The organism is Ruegeria sp. AM1, assembly GCF_056540745.1.
Window position 1 is genome coordinate 1 of sequence record NZ_JBQFXH010000001.1, and the last position, 16,645, is coordinate 16,645.

General features: G+C 55.8%; 15 protein-coding genes. 4 read left to right on the forward strand and 11 right to left on the reverse strand.

From position 1 onward, the window contains the following. Positions 1-360: 360 nt before the first annotated feature. Together ACR0I7_RS00005 and ACR0I7_RS00010 are read left to right on the forward strand one after the other, a co-directional pair. Positions 361-1,662, forward strand: coding sequence for a caspase family protein (locus tag ACR0I7_RS00005; protein WP_480507161.1), 1,302 nt, complete (start codon positions 361-363; stop codon positions 1,660-1,662). 11 nt (positions 1,663-1,673) lie between these two features. Further along, positions 1,674-2,381, forward strand: a complete 708-nt coding sequence (locus ACR0I7_RS00010) for a hypothetical protein (protein ID WP_480507163.1) — start codon at positions 1,674-1,676, stop codon at positions 2,379-2,381. A 424-nt stretch (positions 2,382-2,805) separates the two neighbouring features. Here ACR0I7_RS00010 and ACR0I7_RS00015 read toward each other — a convergent pair whose 3' ends face one another. From ACR0I7_RS00015 to ACR0I7_RS00045, 7 genes are all read right to left on the reverse strand, one after another. Continuing rightward, positions 2,806-3,537 carry a hypothetical protein gene (locus tag ACR0I7_RS00015; protein ID WP_480507165.1) on the reverse strand — a complete coding sequence of 244 codons (732 nt, stop codon included), beginning with the start codon at positions 3,535-3,537 and terminating at the stop codon, positions 2,806-2,808. A 595-nt stretch (positions 3,538-4,132) separates the two neighbouring features. Then, positions 4,133-4,375, reverse strand: coding sequence for a DUF5681 domain-containing protein (locus ACR0I7_RS00020; RefSeq protein ID WP_480507167.1), 243 nt, complete (start codon positions 4,373-4,375; stop codon positions 4,133-4,135). Further along, positions 4,365-5,084, reverse strand: a complete 720-nt coding sequence (locus tag ACR0I7_RS00025; RefSeq protein WP_480507169.1) for a hypothetical protein — start codon at positions 5,082-5,084, stop codon at positions 4,365-4,367. Before ACR0I7_RS00025 ends, ACR0I7_RS00020 begins: the two co-directional genes overlap by 11 nt. 139 nt (positions 5,085-5,223) lie before the next feature. Next, positions 5,224-5,811 carry a DUF3987 domain-containing protein gene (locus tag ACR0I7_RS00030; RefSeq protein ID WP_480509674.1) on the reverse strand — a complete coding sequence of 196 codons (588 nt, stop codon included), beginning with the start codon at positions 5,809-5,811 and terminating at the stop codon, positions 5,224-5,226. Positions 5,812-5,945: 134 nt separating this feature from the next. Then, entirely contained in the window at positions 5,946-6,716 is a 771-nt protein-coding gene (locus tag ACR0I7_RS00035) for a hypothetical protein (protein WP_480507171.1), read from the reverse strand. Then, the gene (locus ACR0I7_RS00040; protein ID WP_480507173.1) at positions 6,713-7,873 is read right to left on the reverse strand and encodes a tyrosine-type recombinase/integrase; all 1,161 of its coding nucleotides are present in this window, start codon (positions 7,871-7,873) and stop codon (positions 6,713-6,715) included. Before ACR0I7_RS00040 ends, ACR0I7_RS00035 begins: the two co-directional genes overlap by 4 nt. 270 nt (positions 7,874-8,143) lie before the next feature. Further along, the gene (locus ACR0I7_RS00045) at positions 8,144-8,803 is read right to left on the reverse strand and encodes a hypothetical protein (protein WP_480507175.1); all 660 of its coding nucleotides are present in this window, start codon (positions 8,801-8,803) and stop codon (positions 8,144-8,146) included. A gap of 284 nt (positions 8,804-9,087) precedes the next feature. On the opposite strand from ACR0I7_RS00045, the gene lptF reads away from it, so the two are divergent. Together lptF and ACR0I7_RS00055 are read left to right on the forward strand one after the other, a co-directional pair. Continuing rightward, a complete protein-coding gene (gene lptF / locus ACR0I7_RS00050) occupies positions 9,088-10,227 on the forward strand; it encodes an LPS export ABC transporter permease LptF (RefSeq protein WP_480507177.1) in 1,140 nt (379 codons plus the stop codon). Between the two features lie 667 nt (positions 10,228-10,894). Then, positions 10,895-11,230 carry a hypothetical protein gene (locus ACR0I7_RS00055; protein WP_480507179.1) on the forward strand — a complete coding sequence of 112 codons (336 nt, stop codon included), beginning with the start codon at positions 10,895-10,897 and terminating at the stop codon, positions 11,228-11,230. A gap of 123 nt (positions 11,231-11,353) precedes the next feature. On the opposite strand, the gene speB is transcribed toward ACR0I7_RS00055, so the two are convergent. The 4 genes from speB to speA form a co-directional block, all read right to left on the reverse strand. Then, positions 11,354-12,196: an agmatinase gene (speB, locus tag ACR0I7_RS00060; protein WP_480507181.1), complete on the reverse strand. Its 843-nt coding sequence runs from the start codon at positions 12,194-12,196 to the stop codon at positions 11,354-11,356. Continuing rightward, a complete protein-coding gene (gene nspC, locus ACR0I7_RS00065) occupies positions 12,193-13,362 on the reverse strand; it encodes a carboxynorspermidine decarboxylase (protein WP_480507183.1) in 1,170 nt (389 codons plus the stop codon). The genes speB and nspC overlap by 4 nt, the downstream gene beginning before the upstream one ends. A gap of 78 nt (positions 13,363-13,440) precedes the next feature. Further along, positions 13,441-14,664: a saccharopine dehydrogenase family protein gene (locus ACR0I7_RS00070; protein ID WP_480507184.1), complete on the reverse strand. Its 1,224-nt coding sequence runs from the start codon at positions 14,662-14,664 to the stop codon at positions 13,441-13,443. A 24-nt stretch (positions 14,665-14,688) separates the two neighbouring features. Further along, the gene (gene speA / locus ACR0I7_RS00075; RefSeq protein ID WP_480507186.1) at positions 14,689-16,578 is read right to left on the reverse strand and encodes a biosynthetic arginine decarboxylase; all 1,890 of its coding nucleotides are present in this window, start codon (positions 16,576-16,578) and stop codon (positions 14,689-14,691) included. Positions 16,579-16,645 lie beyond the last annotated feature (67 nt).

Genomic DNA, 16,645 nt, shown 5'->3' on the forward strand with positions numbered 1-16,645 from the left:
ACGCGCCATCTGGGCGTCGGTCAGCCAAAACAGATCAGACATGTTCACCGCTCGTTTTTCGAACCGTGAATCACGCAACCTCGCAGAAATCAATGGGTCCTGACCCTAGCACCGTAAAACATGAGTCTGTTCATTCGGTAGAGTGCGGGTTTCGATCTGAGCAAGCCAACTGTCATATCTGACTAAAGCGCGGTGTTGGCTGAGCGGGATAATGATTCTCCCCCACTGAAGTGCTACCTAGAAAGGAATATGTACACCGTTGGTGAAGGACTTTTGAGTTACTTGGTCACACAACAAATCGGAAACATCAACAATGTCTTAAAATCGTGCTATTCTTTTTCCACTACTAGGTAGGCGAATATGCGTTGGTTCATTGCGATTGTAACACTTGTGTTTGTAACTGCTTGCCAGGAATCGGCTGAAGGCCGAAGAATCTCAGGCGGATCAAACAGTCCGGACCAAGTGGAAAATGTGTCTTCAGTAGCTGATCAAGTGCTTTCAAGGCCCATTGGGTACGTTGGAGACAGAGCCCCCAGAACGGCGTTTGTTATTAGAAACTCAAACTATGTACACTTGGCTAACCTGGATAATCCCTCAAACGACGCTAGGTTGGTCGCGAAATCACTTAGCTCCCTAGGGTTCCGTCTCGAAGGCGGCGGCCCACAGACAAACCTGACGCTTGCTCAAATGCGCAGTGCTATTGCGACCTACCGAAGCAAGCTGGCGTCAAGAGGTGGGGTCGGCATAGTCTACTTTGCGGGCCATGCTGTTCATGTTCAGGGGCGAAACTGGCTCGCACCAACGGATGTGATGCTTACGTCGCTGTCAGACGTTTCGCGGCAGTTTGTACCGGCTGAAGAGCTTTTCGGAAGAGGTTCCAACGATAAAGCCGTAAATATGGTCGTGCTAGATGCCTGCCGTGACAACCCGTTTGAAGCAGTTCCTGGCGCAAGAGTGTCCGGAATAGATGCCTTACGCGGAACGTCTGCTGGTTTGTCTCGTATCGTAGCGCCCCCAGACACACTCGTTGCCTTCGCGACAGCTCCGGGCGCTGTGGCGTTAGACGGCACAGGTGCAAACAGTCCTTATGCAGCGGCCTTGGCGCGATCACTTTCAGAGTCGGGTACAAGAGTCGAGGATGTATTTATTCGTGTTCGAAACATTGTTGAGAAGTCGACAAACGGATTTCAGACACCTTGGGAAACTTCTTCATTGCGACAGCGAGTGGTTTTGAATTCTGGCCGTAGTGGAAGTCTGCATACCACAGCACAGTTTGATGGAACGTACATCGGTAGGTTACTGTGCGACGCCACTCCAGACGATACAAGAAGCAACGATTTTACGCGTGGAGCTGGACGTACAATTCGGGTGGATATTTCTGACGGGCGCGATCGGTATTTGAAGGGACCGCCTCAACCACTCAAATCGTGGGCCGGCGGTCTCTATCACGAAAGTTTCGACTTTAGGATTTCTGAGGGCGGGAATGTACACGCACCCGGGACTTACCAATATGTCGACGAAGACCACATTGCGAACCCAAAACCGGGCGCACCAATGATTACAGACAGTGCGCTTATGCAGGGAAAAGCGACTCCCGATGGAATGCTGTTGAAAGGCACTAGGGGCCCTCGGCAATGTGTAATTGAACTAACCAAAGTTTGAGGTTGATAGAGATGGGGCACAAAGAAGATCCGCGAACGCAAAAACTGCAAACGGAAAATTGGAAGAGCTTTATATCTTGGACCAAAAGCCACGGAAAAATGGTTCTTCCGATTCCAGAGAAAGCAGTGATTTATGCTGGATACCCCGAAGCTGAGCTGCGTGCGTTTCAAAAGTTCCTGCTGGCGGAAGACGAGTTAGTAGGTATTTGGAAATCAATCGACGATGTGAACAAGAACATAGTCGAATGGACAGGACACCATCACTACGACAAGCTTTCCGATGTCCTTAAGAGGATTAAGAAACCGCTTCCTAAGCTTGTCTACACGCAAGGAAATCTGGCGGGGAAAGCGAAGGCCAACTTCCAAAGCATGTCGCACTGTGTGAGCTTGATGACCAGCCGCGAAGACAAGTTTTTAGACCGAGGAAAGCACAATGCGGTTTGGCAGGAGCTATCCAGGTTATACGTAAAGAACGCGATGGGAGATGTCGCGATATGGGAGGGTCGCAAGAAAAACTACAAGCAAGTTGATGCTGGTAGGCAATTGATCAACACCGAAATCATTGAGATGCTGAAGAAGAAGACCCTACCCGCTGATACAATGAAGAAAGTTGTAGCCATCGCCAAGCGGCATGAGGTCTTTTACAAGAAACAGCGGATTGAATTCGAGAAGATGATTGCTGCTGCGAAGAAGTCTATTGAGAAGGCTTCAATAGAATAAATTGTAGAATTCAATCTGATGCGTCGGGCAGTGTCTTAGATAAATGCCGCTCAGTCATTCACCTTACTTGCTAAACTAGACCGGAGCTTCGAAATTTCAGCGTTTGACGCTTTCATGCAGGCTTCCAGTGTGGTGTGTCCAGCAATTCATAGAACGGACCAGACCGACCAGAATGCGCCTTGAGCAACTCAAGTGAACACGATGCCGAAAGTCGCGCTCGGCCTCGCCATCGAAGCGGAATACCTGCGGCAATCCGAGCAGCAGTGACTCAGCGACAATTGCCCTGCCGGATGCGTTGGTCAAAAAGGCAAGCCTCAGCCCCGTACCTCAGCTTTATCGGGATTCGCCTAGGGAACTGGTTCGGGTTAAGACGCATGCTCCCACCCAAAGGCCGTCTAACAGGCAAGCCTCCCATTTCGGCGCGCTATTTCTTGGGCTTGGTCGCCTTCTCGTTCTTTTTTAAGTTGCCCTCTCGGTTGGGGGCATCCGATTGTGCCCAGGTCAGCCAATCGCCGTTTTCCTTTATTTTCGTCTGCACGTCCTTGATATAGCCCTTGTTCTTTTGGATCAGCTTCTGCGTGTCCTTGACCACGTCACTCATGATCCCGCCATATTGCTGCGCATCCTGCGAAAGCGAGAAGAACATTGCGTTTTGCGCGGTGGAAGGCCCCGCCGGAATCTTTGCGCATTTAAAGAAGGCCTTTTGCAGCACGTCGGCATAGTCACGCAGCGCAGTCGCCGTGCGAAGGTTGTCCAATAGCTTGTTCTCTTCGGATTTGAGAGCGGCCAGTGTCGCTCTCAGGTCTTTGTCATAGGTCTTGATTGCCGCGATATACGTCTTCTTGCCCGCTTCATATTGTTTGGAACCAAGGCCCTGTTTTTGCGAGATTTTGATCAGGGCGATAAAGGCCTTCAAGGTGCCTGAGGTCGGGTAGGCTAACTCGGCCTTGAGCGCCTTTTTGATGGAGGACTTGGCATCGCGTGCCATCTTAGTGGCCGTATTCATCGTTTTGTTGTTGAAGAATTTCAGCTGATCCCAACTCAGTTTTTTTTCATCAGCCTTCTCAACTTTTTTGGCGTAATCGTAAACCTGCTTAACCTTTTTTCCGTTAGTATACAGCGTGTGGAGCGGCTTTAGAGCCGAAAGCCATGACATATCGAAACCCCTTGTGTAACTTTGCAACCAATCAGCAAACGATACCACTCGATCTGGCCGCTGCAAGTCCGCACCTTCCGGGCATCTCGTGAAATGCGCCCCACACAATCATCAACGGCATGATTTATATAAGAAATATCGAGGTCAAGACAGCAAGATCAGCGGCCTGCATGGAGAATGCGGCTTGGAACATCTTTTCCAGCTTTCCTAGTCTCGTCCGAATGCTCATTCTGTACCCTACACGATACGCTCAATGCGGGCCTTAAATTCCGCGACTGTTTCCCCTTCAAAGGCGCTCAACTGCTGGCCTGCGCTAGGCCCCTTGATGATGTGGGCAAAACCCGGTTTCTGACCTTCCGTATCGCCTGGCTGGCGCGGAATGACCGATCCGTCTTCCCGAAGCCTCGGGGGCAGCGAACAGATGATGATGCTATCCACCGCCTCCCGATCATGAAGACCGGATTTGCGCTCAACTTTTTCGACTCGCGATTTCAAGCTCGTGCTTTGCCCTCCACAGTGAGATTGACCCGGGTCTGAAACTCTGCCCGTGTTTCATCCTCGTTTCTTGTCAGTTGCCCACCAGCCTTGGGGCCCTTCATGATGTATGCCAGCCGGGGTTCTCCAGACACAGCCGCAGGGCCGTGACATCACCCTCAAGGGCTTTATCGATTGCGCACTGTGTCAGTTCCTCAACTTGGCCCTGCAGCATCTGCTCAACAGCCTGCGTGGCCCTGTTGCGCGTTCCTTTCGGCTTGCCAGGATTGCCCGCCGCAAAAGTGCCGTCCCGGTTTCTGTCATCCGTATTTTCACGGCTATTACGGCTCTCTTCACTGCTCATTTTCTCTTTCCCATTTTCGAGTTTTGCCGTTCCACATGCGCCCGTTCGGGCCATGCTTTTCCCAGTCGGTCAAACGCCGCCATTCTTCCAGACTGACAACTTTGCCAGTCCATGTGACGGGCCTGCCGCCCACGCTAGCTTTAGCCGGTACTAGCCCATGCTGTGGAGCATGTCGGGGTAGTTCAGGTGGGTCATCTGTTCCCACCTGAATTTCTGCGTTTTGGCTGGTAGGGGCTGCTAAATCCGCTAAACTCGCTAAATGGGGTCGGTTTTCAGCACCCTTTTTAGCGGGATTAGCAGTTTTAGCAGGGATGTCCCTCTGATTTTGAATTTTTTGCCACCGCCGCCAGAGTGTCGAAAAAGAAAGTCGTCTTTCACTCCTCACGATGCTGAAGGCGAGGCTGCGGCTTGCGCCATCAATGACGGTTCCGGTCTCAAGATGATGCAGCCATCCGTGGTCAGCCAATACGTTTAGTAGCTCTTTGGCTTTTTGTGTTTCGCGGAATGATTTCGGCCCATATTGAACCACATCACCCGGTAGAATGGTTTGAGGTGTTCGGCCCAGCGCGCGCGCCCTGTCCGGCCAGCACTCCAGTATCCAACGCCGCAACTGTTCAGCCTGTTCAACCCGCTCAGAAATCGCTGCGGCTTCTGCCAGTCTTTTGGCCTCGCCTAGATAGAACTGCGTCAACTGAATCGCGTCTGCCATGGCCTCTATCCGCTAAACGCACGTCGGGGCGTTTCAAACGTCCGCCAATATTGCTGACAGGTTCGGTTATCAGGAACCGGGCCAAGAACCCCTGGCCGGATGCTATCGGATCTCAAAGCAGGGGCCGCGCGGCGATGGGCTAAACCATGAGGTGCAATGCAAGCCTGCGCCCGTGCAGTGTCACCGCGCCGTCACCGGCGCGAACACGTTCAGGCGCTTCGCCTTCCCAGAGCTTGGAAAGCCCCGCAACGGTTTTCATGCGGTTGTCTGAGTTCATGGCGTGACCACCCACAAACCCACCGCCTTCATCAGAGAACAAACCAAGGCTGGGCTGGCCGATTAGGTAGAGCTTCATCAACCCTTCTAGTGTCGGCTCTGATGCTGTTAGCTTCAGGGAAAGTGGTTGCGCTGGCTCCGGCCCCATAGCTCTCAAATCGTTCTCGGCTGCAGTGGCCTTGTCCGGCTTGCTGCCCGAAGCCCCTTTCAGAAGGCGGTCGCGCCTAGCGGTCCACAGCTTATGAGTTAAGGACCAGTCCGCTTTGGCTTCGGTGTATTCACTGGATTGCTCGCGCTCGTATTCGCGCAAACCGTTCATCACCAGCTTATCGCACCCGCTTTTCCTTTCCCCCGATTGCGCAACCGTCTGGCAGAACAGGGACGTGGGCTTGAACCCGGCCAGGGTCTCAACATCTGCATGGGCCTGCACTGCCAGAGACGCGACGGACAGGGCCGATTGAGGCTGTGCCGCTGTTTGGCGTTTGCCAAGGCGCGACGTGAATACAAATCAATTGGAGGAAATTGGGGGGCAAAACGACCACAGCAAGGCGCAAAACAAGGCCTCTTGGTGTGGTCTTTAGGAAGTCAGAGGAACCACTCGTTTTCCTTGGCGCATCCGACCCAAGACCTCATGACCGTTTTTAGGACCGGCCAATTGTCACCTTTCCCAATTGCGTAAATAGTATCCCCTAAGAACAAGCCGAACTGACCAGACGGAGCCTTAGGCGCAGGAACGCCATTCGCCATCGACCAAAAGTCACGGCACCGCTTCATTGTCAGGGCCTTCTGCCATGTTTCTCCGTCACGCTGGTGGTAAGTCAGGTCTTTCATATTCAGGCCTGACAAAACATTTTTGGCAGTGGATTTAGCTGACTTCCCCGGCGTCCCTTGATGCACCTTAAGGCCGGGTGTATCCGCTGAAGCACCAATGTATGAAGACAAAGCGGTACGTATGAGGATTTCCAAGTTTTTAAACGACTTAAAGGGCCTCAGAACGAGCCTTCCTTCCTCGTCCGCGCCTTTTTCGTCTGTGGTATCTTTGGGCAACAGTGCAACCGTCTGCAATCGTGTCATTGGTTCGTAATTGGCAAGATTGTCAGCCACTTGCCACTCAATAGCCTGCCTTAAATCAGGGTGAAGCGAATAGAGTCCCCTAAGCGCTTTTCCTAGATTGTCCTGAATTTCCTTGACTGCTCTCACCTGCCCACTTTTCTCGACTGCGCGAACAAAGTCCAAGTCGAGGAACCAACTCGGAATAAGTAAATCGGAATTGTCTTCAACGAAATCTCGGCCCAAATGATGCGCGCAAACCTCCACTATGGCATCATGGGTACCGAGGTCCGCCTCAATCATCATTTCGAAATTCTCACGACTGTGCGTTCTGGTAAGCTGCCCTCAACGCCCGATACAGTTGCCGCCAGCACCTCGAGGGCTTCGCGCTTTTCGTCCCGGTAGGTGGCGCGGTCGTAGATAGCGGTTACGCTGCTGTCCGCGTGGCCCAGCACACGTTCAACTATGAACCTATTGGCCTTCCCGGCCTCATTGCCAGTCGTCATGAGCGTTGCAGCCGTGCGGCGGATATCGTGATATCTCCAGTCGGACGTTTCAGAGCCCTTCTGCAACTTAGCTTTCAGCTTCGACCCCGGCGTGATTGGTTTGTCGCCTCTGGTGGTGAAAACGAAATCACCGCGCTTCTTTATACTGGCTATCAGTGCGGCCAGAGATTCAGACAGTGGAACCTCATGGGCTGCGGCGCTGGCACTGCGCGTGGCCTTTATTTTCTCTTTTGGTATCACCCACACATCACCCTGTATCTCGTCATGGCGCATCTGAGCGACGTTGCTGATCCGCTGGGCGCTTAGCATCAAGGCCTGGATAAACGGCCCGAAGGGATAGGGCATTTCACAAGCAGTCGCGTAAATCGCTGCCCATTCATGGCCGGATAAAACGCGGTCTCTACGCCCTGCCTTTGCGCCAACCTTGAGCTTTTCCCAAGGATTGCACTTTATCATTTGTTCCTCTGCACACCATGCGAGGAAGGGGCGCAGGTAGCTGACAACTGAACCGGCCCGGATCGGTGAGGATTTCTTACTGACGTAGGTTCGCAGGTCTCGGCCATGGTAGAAGGACAGGTCGGTTGCCCGAACATGCCCAATGCGGTCCTTGGCCCAAGTATCCCAAACGGACTGTATGTCGTGCCATGTCCGTAACTCAGATTCACGCGCAGCCTTGTAGGCGTCGAACAGGTCGGCAACGGTTTTAGCGCTGTTATCCGAGCGAATGATATGGGCCTGCTCTTTTGCTTCCTCGGCCAACTTGCGCGCCTGCTTCACGCTGATGTCTGGAAAAGTACCGAGGCGTTCTCGATGACGACGCTTGCCGCGATGTAACACGACTTCCCAAACTTTTTGGCCACGCTTGCCGACACGCAAGACCAAACCACGCACAATTTCGTCCCTGACCTCGTAACCCCTGTCCTTGGGTTTGAGTTCATCGGCCTTGCGCTCGTTCAATCGGGTCTTCATTTTTGTGCGTTTTGTGCGTTTTGTGCGTTTTGTGCGTTTTGTGCGTTTTGTGCGTTAGATGGAGATACTTCCTTATACACCGGGTTATACAAACGCTGCAATTACAAAGCAGTATATATGAGCATGTATCGTCGAATATGTAAGACCTACGAACTCCAAAACCGTAGGTCGCGGGTTCGAACCCTGCTGCCCCTGCCATTTCCCAGAAAATCACATCCCTTTGTTGTGTCTGCCCACAGCCAGACCAACGCGGCGCTGTTAAAACGCCAGCGGCGCATTCAGCGTGTGGCCCTTGTTCAGCAACCCCTCCAAGCGGCGGCGAATGGCGGGAAAGTCAAAATCGCGCAATTCCGGGTGGCGCGCCCTGAGCAGGGCGATCAGATTTTCCGTCGAGGTGAATTGCTGAGAAATCAGCGTGTTCAGCCCCTTGAGATCCTTTAGCGGGATATCCTCTTCGGGGTGATCATGATGGAATTCGATGATTCGCAACAACAACCCATCCAGATTGTCGCGCTTCCAATAGGTGGCGATCAACGTCGTCAGCGCATAGGCCTCGCGCGTGCTGGCCGAAGCGGCCATCTGCTGCCCCTGAGGGTGAGCCCCCCCGTTTGGGGCCTGTGGGGCCACATCGGCAGCCATCGGCATGCGCAGCCGTTCCAGCGGGGGCAGCCTCGCGCCAGCCCTTTCCGCCAGATCATCGCCCGCGAAATATCCAACCGTAAACGGGCCAAGCCGCGTGTCGGGATCATCCCGGTCCAGCAGCAATACGCTGTATGCGATCTCGGAAATCTCGCGGCATGCGCCCTTGATCGGGTCGCCCAGGATTTCGTAGCGCCGCAGGATTTTAACGTCATATTTGTCAGCTGTATCTTGCCGCGCGCCTTCACCGCACAGGAATTCACGTCCCTTGTTTGTCATATTGATTGGCCTGCCTGATCGTTCATGTTGGTTTTGGTAAATTTAGGTACTGAGCCCGGCCTGTGCCAGTGGCAATCGTGCTGGTTGATCCGCTAACTGCCTCGTAACTATAGAGGAAAGGCAGGACCGCCGACGGAGTGTGTTCCGAGAGGCCCCCAAGTCACAGAGATCGAAAGCCATCTTTGCATTTCGCCCGATCATCCCGGGTCTGCGCAAATCCGGTTTCCTCTGCACGGGGAATGGCATAATGTCCCGGAACGTCACGAACCGCTTAAAGAGGTCAGATGTCGCGCTTCGATGGGTATTTCCTTCGGCAATTGCTCGTGCTGTTTGGATTCTTCACGCTGGTTCTGGTCGGCGTGTTCTGGATCACCCGCTCGGTCAGCCTGTTTGACCGCGTCATCAGTGGTGGGCAATCGGCTATGGTGTTCCTTGAGTTCACCGCCCTGACCCTGCCCACCCTGATCCGCACGGTGATGCCGATGGCGGTGTTTGCGTCAGCGGTCTATGCCACCAACCGGCTCAGTCGCGAAAGCGAGCTGACCGTGATGCTGGCCACCGGGTCCAGCCCGTGGCGGCTGGCCCGCGCCGTGTTCCTGTTCGGGCTGACCGCGGGGCTGATGATGGCGATCATCAGCGTGGTGTTGCGTCCCGCTTCGGTGGATCAGCTGGAGCGCAGACAGGCTGAGGTCGCAGGCGATGTGACTGCGCAGCTGTTGAATGAGGGTGAGTTTCTGCACCCGGCCGAAGGCGTGACGGTCTATATCGGCCGGATCGATCTGGATGGCACCCTGCACGAAGTGTTTGTGTCAGACCGGCGCGATCTGGACAACCCAGTCAGCTATTCCAGCGCGACCGCCTATCTGGTGAACAATGACACGGGCATCCATCTTGTGATGCTCGACGGTGTCGCACTGCGCCTGAACGCAGAAGACCGCAGCCTGTCGTCCACGCTGTTTCAGGATGCCTCATATGACATCTCTGAACTGACCAGTGGGACGGATATGGCGCGCCGCAGTCTCGAGGCGATACCAACGCTGGAACTGGTGCAGGACATGGACGGCGCTGCCCAGCGCGACGGCTATTCGCGTGGTCAGCTTGTCGAGGAATTGCACCAGCGGTTTTCGTGGATCGCCATCTGCATCGCCGTCGCGCTAGCGGGCTATTCGACGCTGATGCTGGGCAGCTTTTCACGTTTTGGGCTGTGGCCGCAGATCTTTGGAGCGTTCACGATTCTGGTTCTATTGGAGGGGGTTCGGGGTTTTGTGGCGCCGGTTGTGATTGACGATCCGGCGCTTTGGGTGCTGCTTTATATGCCCGCGATTATTGGGATCGTCATATCGGCCCTGTTTCTGGCCGTTGCCGGACGCCCGCTTTTGCATCGGCGCAACCAGGCAAGGGCTCCGGCACTGCCGGTGACCTGATCTGCACCTGTGAGAATGCCTCGGACGACAGGAAACCGGTTCAAGTCTGAAGTTGCAGTCAGACCCAATGTCCAGCATCGGTCGACCAATTTGCTTTAGGCGTCACACGTAGGCCGGTTCATGCGTTGCAAATCTTCTGACGTGCTCATTGCACATGTTCCCCAGTTCTTTCATCTGCAATTGATATTGCATACGAAGAGATTGGCCGTGATAGAGTTGATAGCCGCCGCGACGGCCGCAGGGGCATGTATCGCTTCCCTGGCCTACCAACATCAACGAAAGAATGGTGGAAATCTGGGCCGCAATCCCAATAGCAATGTGTCGGATCGGTCTGTGGCGCGAGCCGGGCCCACGGATCACACCGAAACTTCGCACCGAACTTTGCAGCCCAGCACAATACCCAATGGCATAGAGCTCGGAGACAGGGTTGTCCTGGTGCCGGGCCCCCAATCTCTGCTTTTAGCCATTCCGGAAGGTTTCAGGAGATTGTTGAAGGACGGGTTCCTTATTCATGGATCAAGCACGGCGACCTGATTGGGCGCTATCACATGAACGTTCCGAATTCTGATGCCGACCACATCAGGCACTTCATGGGGTCAGAAGACAAAAGCGTTGATGTCAGGCCACCCGTCAGTGGTCTTTTTTATTGCACGCATACCTGTCGGATATGATCGATTGGCCAAAGCCCGATGAGGTGAGCGGAAACACCCCAAATGTTTGCATGGTAATTTTGGTTGCAGTGGATGAGTCACCGCCAATCCCGGCGCGTGAAATCTGGGCAGATGCGATACAATTCATCAGGCGCCATAAGGGGCCGTTTTTTCGTCACTCGCGATATTGGTCAAAACCAGCAATGACGGATGAGCAGTTTTCGAGGCTGATCGACATTCAACTGAGCACCGAGTGTCTGGACGTGGCGGCATTGCCAAAGTTCGAGCCTTATCTGCAAGAAGCCAGAACCCAGTACCTGCAACTAAGGCCGCATATCAGGCATCTGTCGTGAGGCTCAGGTGTTTCGTCGTCTTTAAAAGACCATGTCCGTTTGACGTCCAAGGCCAACAGACTTGGCCTATTCTTGGGCCATTCCTGAGTTGGAAATTCCGGATGTTTGGGGCGTGGCCATGGATCAGCAGGCCGCCATCAGGCGATAGACGATCTGCGCGGCGGTAAAGTCCCAGGCTGCATTGCCATCCGGGGCCAGCTCGACCACGTCAAAGCCCACGCATCTGCGACCCTTCAGGGCGTGTTCGACCAGATGCAGGGCCTGATAATAGCCCAGCCCACCGGGCACCGGCGTGCCGGTTGCGGGCATTTGTGACGGATCAAGGCCGTCAACGTCGAAGCTGACGTAGACCAGCTCGGGGAAATCTTCGGGCAGGTCGACGGCGTGGATATTGCCGGTGACCAGTTCCTCGGCATCCACGTGGAAGACGTGGTTTTTCAGACGGCTTTTGGCCTCTTCAGTGGAAAAGGCACGTACGCCGAACTGGGCTAGACGGGTGCCTTGCCCGGCCAGCAGGTGCATGACCGAGGCATGGCTGTGTTCTTCGCCCTGATAAGCGTTGCGCAGGTCGGCATGAGCGTCGATCTGAACGATGCCGACGGGCTGGTTCAGGGCCCGCGCAACCCCCGTCACCGCGCCATAGCTGAGCGAATGCTCTCCGCCCAAAGTGACCGGCACCTTGCCCGCGCGGATGGCGGCCTCGGTGCGCTGCGCAAGACGCTCCATCACGTCAGGCAGGGGGCCATCGCAATTCAGAGAGGCTTCGGTGAAGATGCCTTCGACGCAGGGCTCGGCATGGCCGGTGATGCGTTCCAGTTCGTTGCTGGCCTCAAGGATGGCTTCGGGCCCTTTGGCGGTGCCGGACCCGTAGGAGACCGTGCGCTCCAGCGGCACCGGGATCACGCGGAACCGGGCGTTTTCAGAGCGCTCAGTGGCCGTCAGTTCGCTGTCGAGGAAAATGCTCATGAAAGGCGATCCTTAAAGTCTTCATATCTAAACTGCCTGATGATCTTCAGGTCGTCCGTTTCGCTGTTCCACAGCGCGATGGAAGGCAGGGGAACACCGTTGAATGTGTTGGTCTTGACCATCGAGTAATGCGCCTGATCGAGAAAGGCAAAGCGTTGGCCGATCTCCAGCGGTGTGTCCCATGTATAGTCGCCGATCACGTCGCCAGCCAGACAGGACGGGCCGCCCAGACGATAGGTATGGCCGGTCTCGGCCTCATCCATCAGGGCGGGGCGATAGGGGGCTTCGATCACGTCCGGCATGTGGCACGTGGCCGAGATATCGGTGATTGCAAGGTGCATGCCATTGGTGGGAAGGTCGAGGATTTCTCCGATCAGGATGCCTGCGTCCAGCGCAACGGCTTCGCCAGGTTCGAGGTAGATGCCGATATCGTGCTCGGTGCGGATGGTCTTGATGAAGTCGATCAGCCCGTCGCGATCATAGTCATCGCGGGTGATGTGATGGCCGCCGCCAAAGTTCAGCCATTTGAGCTGATCGAGGAAGGGGGCGAGTTTGGTTTGAACCGCCGCCCAGGTGCGCTGCAGCGGTTCGAACCCCTGTTCGCAGAGTGTATGCATATGCAGGCCATCCACACCAATCAACGTTTCGGCGGTCAGTTGGTTGATGGGTGTACCCAGCCGCGAACACGGCGCGCAGGGGTCGTATTTCGGTATCTCGCCTTCGGAGTGTTCCGGGTTAATACGCAGACCAACCTGAACGCCCGCAGCCTGAGCCCTGGTAAGAAACCTGTCCTTTTGCGCCGGAGAGTTAAAGATGATGTGGTCGGACAGGGACAGGATTTCATCGATATCCGCGTCTTTGTACCCGGCGCAGAACGTCGCGACCTCTCCGCCATATTCCTCGCGGCCCAACCGCGCCTCATAGATACCTGACGCGCAAGTGCCTCCCAGATACCGGCGCACCAGCGGGGCCAGCGAGAACATGGAAAACGCCTTGAGCGCGCTCAGTACATGCGCACCGGAACGTGTGCCGACATCCGCCAGAATGCTCAAATTGCGTTCCAGAGCCTTTTCATCGACGACGAAACAGGGGGTAGGCACGCGGCTGAGATCGAGTTTGCGGAAGGCACCGGCATCGCCCGCCTGTGTGGTCATCATATCTGACACGATGTGATCTCCGAACAGTGCGGAGGGCAGTGCCCGACCGCAGGTGGGGGCTGCCCGGCATTGCCGCCGGGCCATGGCTTAGAATTCGACCGGGCTGTCGAGTTCGTGGACCTGCCATGGGAGGCCTTGGGTGTTGAGCATGTCCATGAAGTCATCCGGGTCCAGCTGCTCCATGTTCCACACGCCCGGTTCGCGCCAATTGCCTTTGAGCACCTGCGCCGCGCCGATCATGGCGGGGACGCCCGTGGTGTAGCTGACGGCCTGGCTGCCGACCTCGGCATAACATTCTTCGTGGTCGCAGATGTTGTAGATGTAATAGGTCTTTTCGCCCGAGCCGTCTTTGGCCTGACCCGTGGCGATGTCGCCGATGCAGGCTTTGCCTTTGGTTTCCGCACCCAGATCGCCTGGGTCGGGCAGCAGGGTTTTCAGGAACTGGATCGGGATGATTTCCTTGCCGTCATGCATCACCGGGTCGATGCGGGTCATGCCGACATTTTCCAGCACCTTGGCGTGGGTGATATAAGCGTCGCCGAAGGTCATCCAGAAGCGGGCGCGCTCGATCTCGGGGAAGTGGGTGCTGAGCGACTCCAACTCCTCGTGATACATCAGGTACATATTTTTGGGGCCGATGGCGGGGAAGTCGAATTCGACCTTGTGGGTCATCGCCGGGCTGTGTTGCCACGCACCGTTTTCCCAATGACGCACCTCGGCCAGCACTTCGCGCAGGTTGATCTCGGGGTTGAAGTTGGTGGCAAACTCCTGATCGTTCGAGCCGCCATTGGCGTCCAACACGTCGATCTGGCGGATCGTGTCCAGCTTGTGTTTCTTGAGCCATGTGGCGAAGACCGACGTCACGCCCGGATCAAAGCCCGAGCCGAGGATGGCGGTCAGGCCTGCCTCTTTGAACCGCTCCTGATAGGCCCACTGCCAGTGATATTCGAATTTGGCCTCATCTTCGGGCTCGTAATTGGCCGTATCCAGATAGTGGATACCCGCCTCAAGACAGGCATCCATCAGCACCAGATCCTGATAGGGCAGGGCAAGGTTCACCAGGATCTCGGCCCCGGTTTCCTTGATCAGTTTGACCGTATCCGCGACCTTATAGGCGTCCAACTCGGCGGTTTTGATCTCAACGCCCACACGCTCTTTTACCGCTTTGGCAATGGCGTCGCATTTCGATTTGGTCCGGCTGGCCAGAGTGATCTCGGTAAAGATATCCGAATTCATCGCCATCTTGTGTACGGCGGCATGGGATACGCCGCCAGCGCCGACAACCAATGTTTTGCCATTCAAAGTACCCATGGGGGTAGTCTCCTCTCACAGGGGTTATTCGTAATAGGTGTAGCCGTTGATCGAGTCGCGATAGGCGCTCATCAGGGTTTTGCGATCTTTTGCCATCAGCGTACCGGTCGAGATCGCCTCGTCCACCATTTTGCGGAAGGCGGCGACGCAGTCCTGCGGGTCGAACTCGACATAGGACAGGACCTGACTGATCGTGTCGCCCTCTTGTTCGTGCAGCAGATCAAAGCCGCCGTCAGCGCGCAGGTCGATGGTGACGACGTTGGTGTCGCCAAAGAGGTTGTGCAGATCGCCCAGCGTTTCCTGATAGGCACCGACAAAGAAGACACCCATGTAATATTCGCCCACTTCGGGCAGCGAATGCACCGGCAGGCTGGGCGAGACGCCATCGGCCAGAATGAACCGGTCGATCTTGCCGTCGCTGTCGCAGGTGATGTCGGATAAAACCGCGCGGCGGTCGGGTGTTTCATTCAGGCCCTGCAGCGGCACAATCGGGTGCAGCTGGTCAATCGCCCAGACATCGGGCAGCGACTGGAACAGCGAGAAATTGCAATGATAGATATCGGCGACCTTCTCAAGCTGGTCGTCCACATCCGTCTCAAGGCTGTCGCTGGCTGCCAGCGCTTTGAGACGCGCCATCAGCGACAGATAAATGCGTTCGGCGCGCGCCATCTGCCGCAGGTCGACATAGCCACGCCGGAACAGCGCGCGCAGCTCATTGCGGTAGAACCCCGCATCGTTCCAGCATTCCTGCAAACGGTCCTGGCTAAGGTAGTCATGCACCGCGGCAAGGTCCGAGACCAGATGATGGTCCTCGGGCTCGACCTCGGGGCCGTCGGGCGCATCATAAAGCGTGGTCTCCAGCACGTTGAACAGCAGCATCGAAGAGGTGGCCACCACCGCGCGCCCGCTCTCGGTCACCAGCGTTGGGTGATCGATCTCTGCCTCGTCCATGGCATAGGCGACGGTCTCGACGACATTGGCGCAGTATTCTTCGACCGTATAGTTGATCGAATTCTCAGCGGCTTTTTTCTCGCCGGTGTAGTCCACGCCCATGCCGCCGCCCAGATCCAGATGGGTCAGCGGCACGCCCTCGCGGGTCAGCTCGGTATAGTATCGGCAGGCCTCGCCCACGGCGCGGCGCACGTCGTTGACGTCCTGCACCTGGCTGCCCAGATGCGAGTGCTGCAACTTAAGGCAATGTAGCAGGCCTGCGTCTTTCAGCTTGTCAACGGTGGCCACCAGCTGATCGGTGTTCATGCCAAAGGCAGAACGGTCGCCCGAACTTTCTTCCCATTTGCCGCTGATCTGGTTGGTCAGCTTGACCCGTACGCCCAGCAGCGGTTCGATCCCAAGGTCGTTATAGACGTCGATCACCGTGTCCGCTTCTTTCGGGCTTTCCAGAACGATCACCGTGTTGAACCCGATCTTGCGGCTGAGGATGGCCAGTTGGATGAATTCGGCATCCTTGACGCCGTTGCAAACGATCAGCGCCTCGCGCGACAGGCGATGGGCCAGCGCGATGACAAGTTCGGGCTTTGATCCGGCCTCAAGCCCGTATTCGTATTTCTTGCCAAACGCGACGATCCGGTCGACCACCTGGGCCTGCTGGTTCACCTTGATCGGGAAAACGCCGCGATAGTTGCCCTTGTATCCGGTGCGGGCGATCGCCTCGGCAAAGCCTTCGTTGATATGCGTGATCTCATGTTCCAGATAGGAACTGATCCGCAACAGCATCGGGGCCTTGATGCCCCGCTCATCCAGATCGCTCAGAATGCCGGGCAGGCTGATCGCGGCCGCCTCAGGCGCCAGCGGATTGCGCAGACCGATCTCGCCCCCATCCGTCACCTCAATGAGGCCCTTGCCCCATTTCTCAACCCCATAAAGACAATGCGGTGCGTCAGACATCTGTTTCAAGAAAATCAGTCCTTGGTCGTGGTGCCGGTTTCGCGCCCGCAAATACGGCAGCGATGCGATTCTTCCA

Excerpts from the sequence above, each read along its gene's own strand:
- ACR0I7_RS00015 (WP_480507165.1), bottom strand. The coding sequence starts at position 3,537 with ATGTCATGGCTTTCGGCTCTAAAGCCGCTCCACACGCTGTATACTAAC.
- ACR0I7_RS00025 (WP_480507169.1), bottom strand. The coding sequence starts at position 5,084 with ATGGCAGACGCGATTCAGTTGACGCAGTTCTATCTAGGCGAGGCCAAA.
- ACR0I7_RS00070 (WP_480507184.1), bottom strand. The coding sequence starts at position 14,664 with ATGGGTACTTTGAATGGCAAAACATTGGTTGTCGGCGCTGGCGGCGTA.
- speB (WP_480507181.1), bottom strand. The coding sequence starts at position 12,196 with ATGAGCATTTTCCTCGACAGCGAACTGACGGCCACTGAGCGCTCTGAA.
- ACR0I7_RS00035 (WP_480507171.1), bottom strand. The coding sequence starts at position 6,716 with ATGATGATTGAGGCGGACCTCGGTACCCATGATGCCATAGTGGAGGTT.
- lptF (WP_480507177.1), top strand. The coding sequence starts at position 9,088 with ATGTCGCGCTTCGATGGGTATTTCCTTCGGCAATTGCTCGTGCTGTTT.
- ACR0I7_RS00005 (WP_480507161.1), top strand. The coding sequence starts at position 361 with ATGCGTTGGTTCATTGCGATTGTAACACTTGTGTTTGTAACTGCTTGC.
- ACR0I7_RS00045 (WP_480507175.1), bottom strand. The coding sequence starts at position 8,803 with ATGACAAACAAGGGACGTGAATTCCTGTGCGGTGAAGGCGCGCGGCAA.
- ACR0I7_RS00020 (WP_480507167.1), bottom strand. The coding sequence starts at position 4,375 with ATGAGCAGTGAAGAGAGCCGTAATAGCCGTGAAAATACGGATGACAGA.
- ACR0I7_RS00010 (WP_480507163.1), top strand. The coding sequence starts at position 1,674 with ATGGGGCACAAAGAAGATCCGCGAACGCAAAAACTGCAAACGGAAAAT.
- ACR0I7_RS00055 (WP_480507179.1), top strand. The coding sequence starts at position 10,895 with ATGATCGATTGGCCAAAGCCCGATGAGGTGAGCGGAAACACCCCAAAT.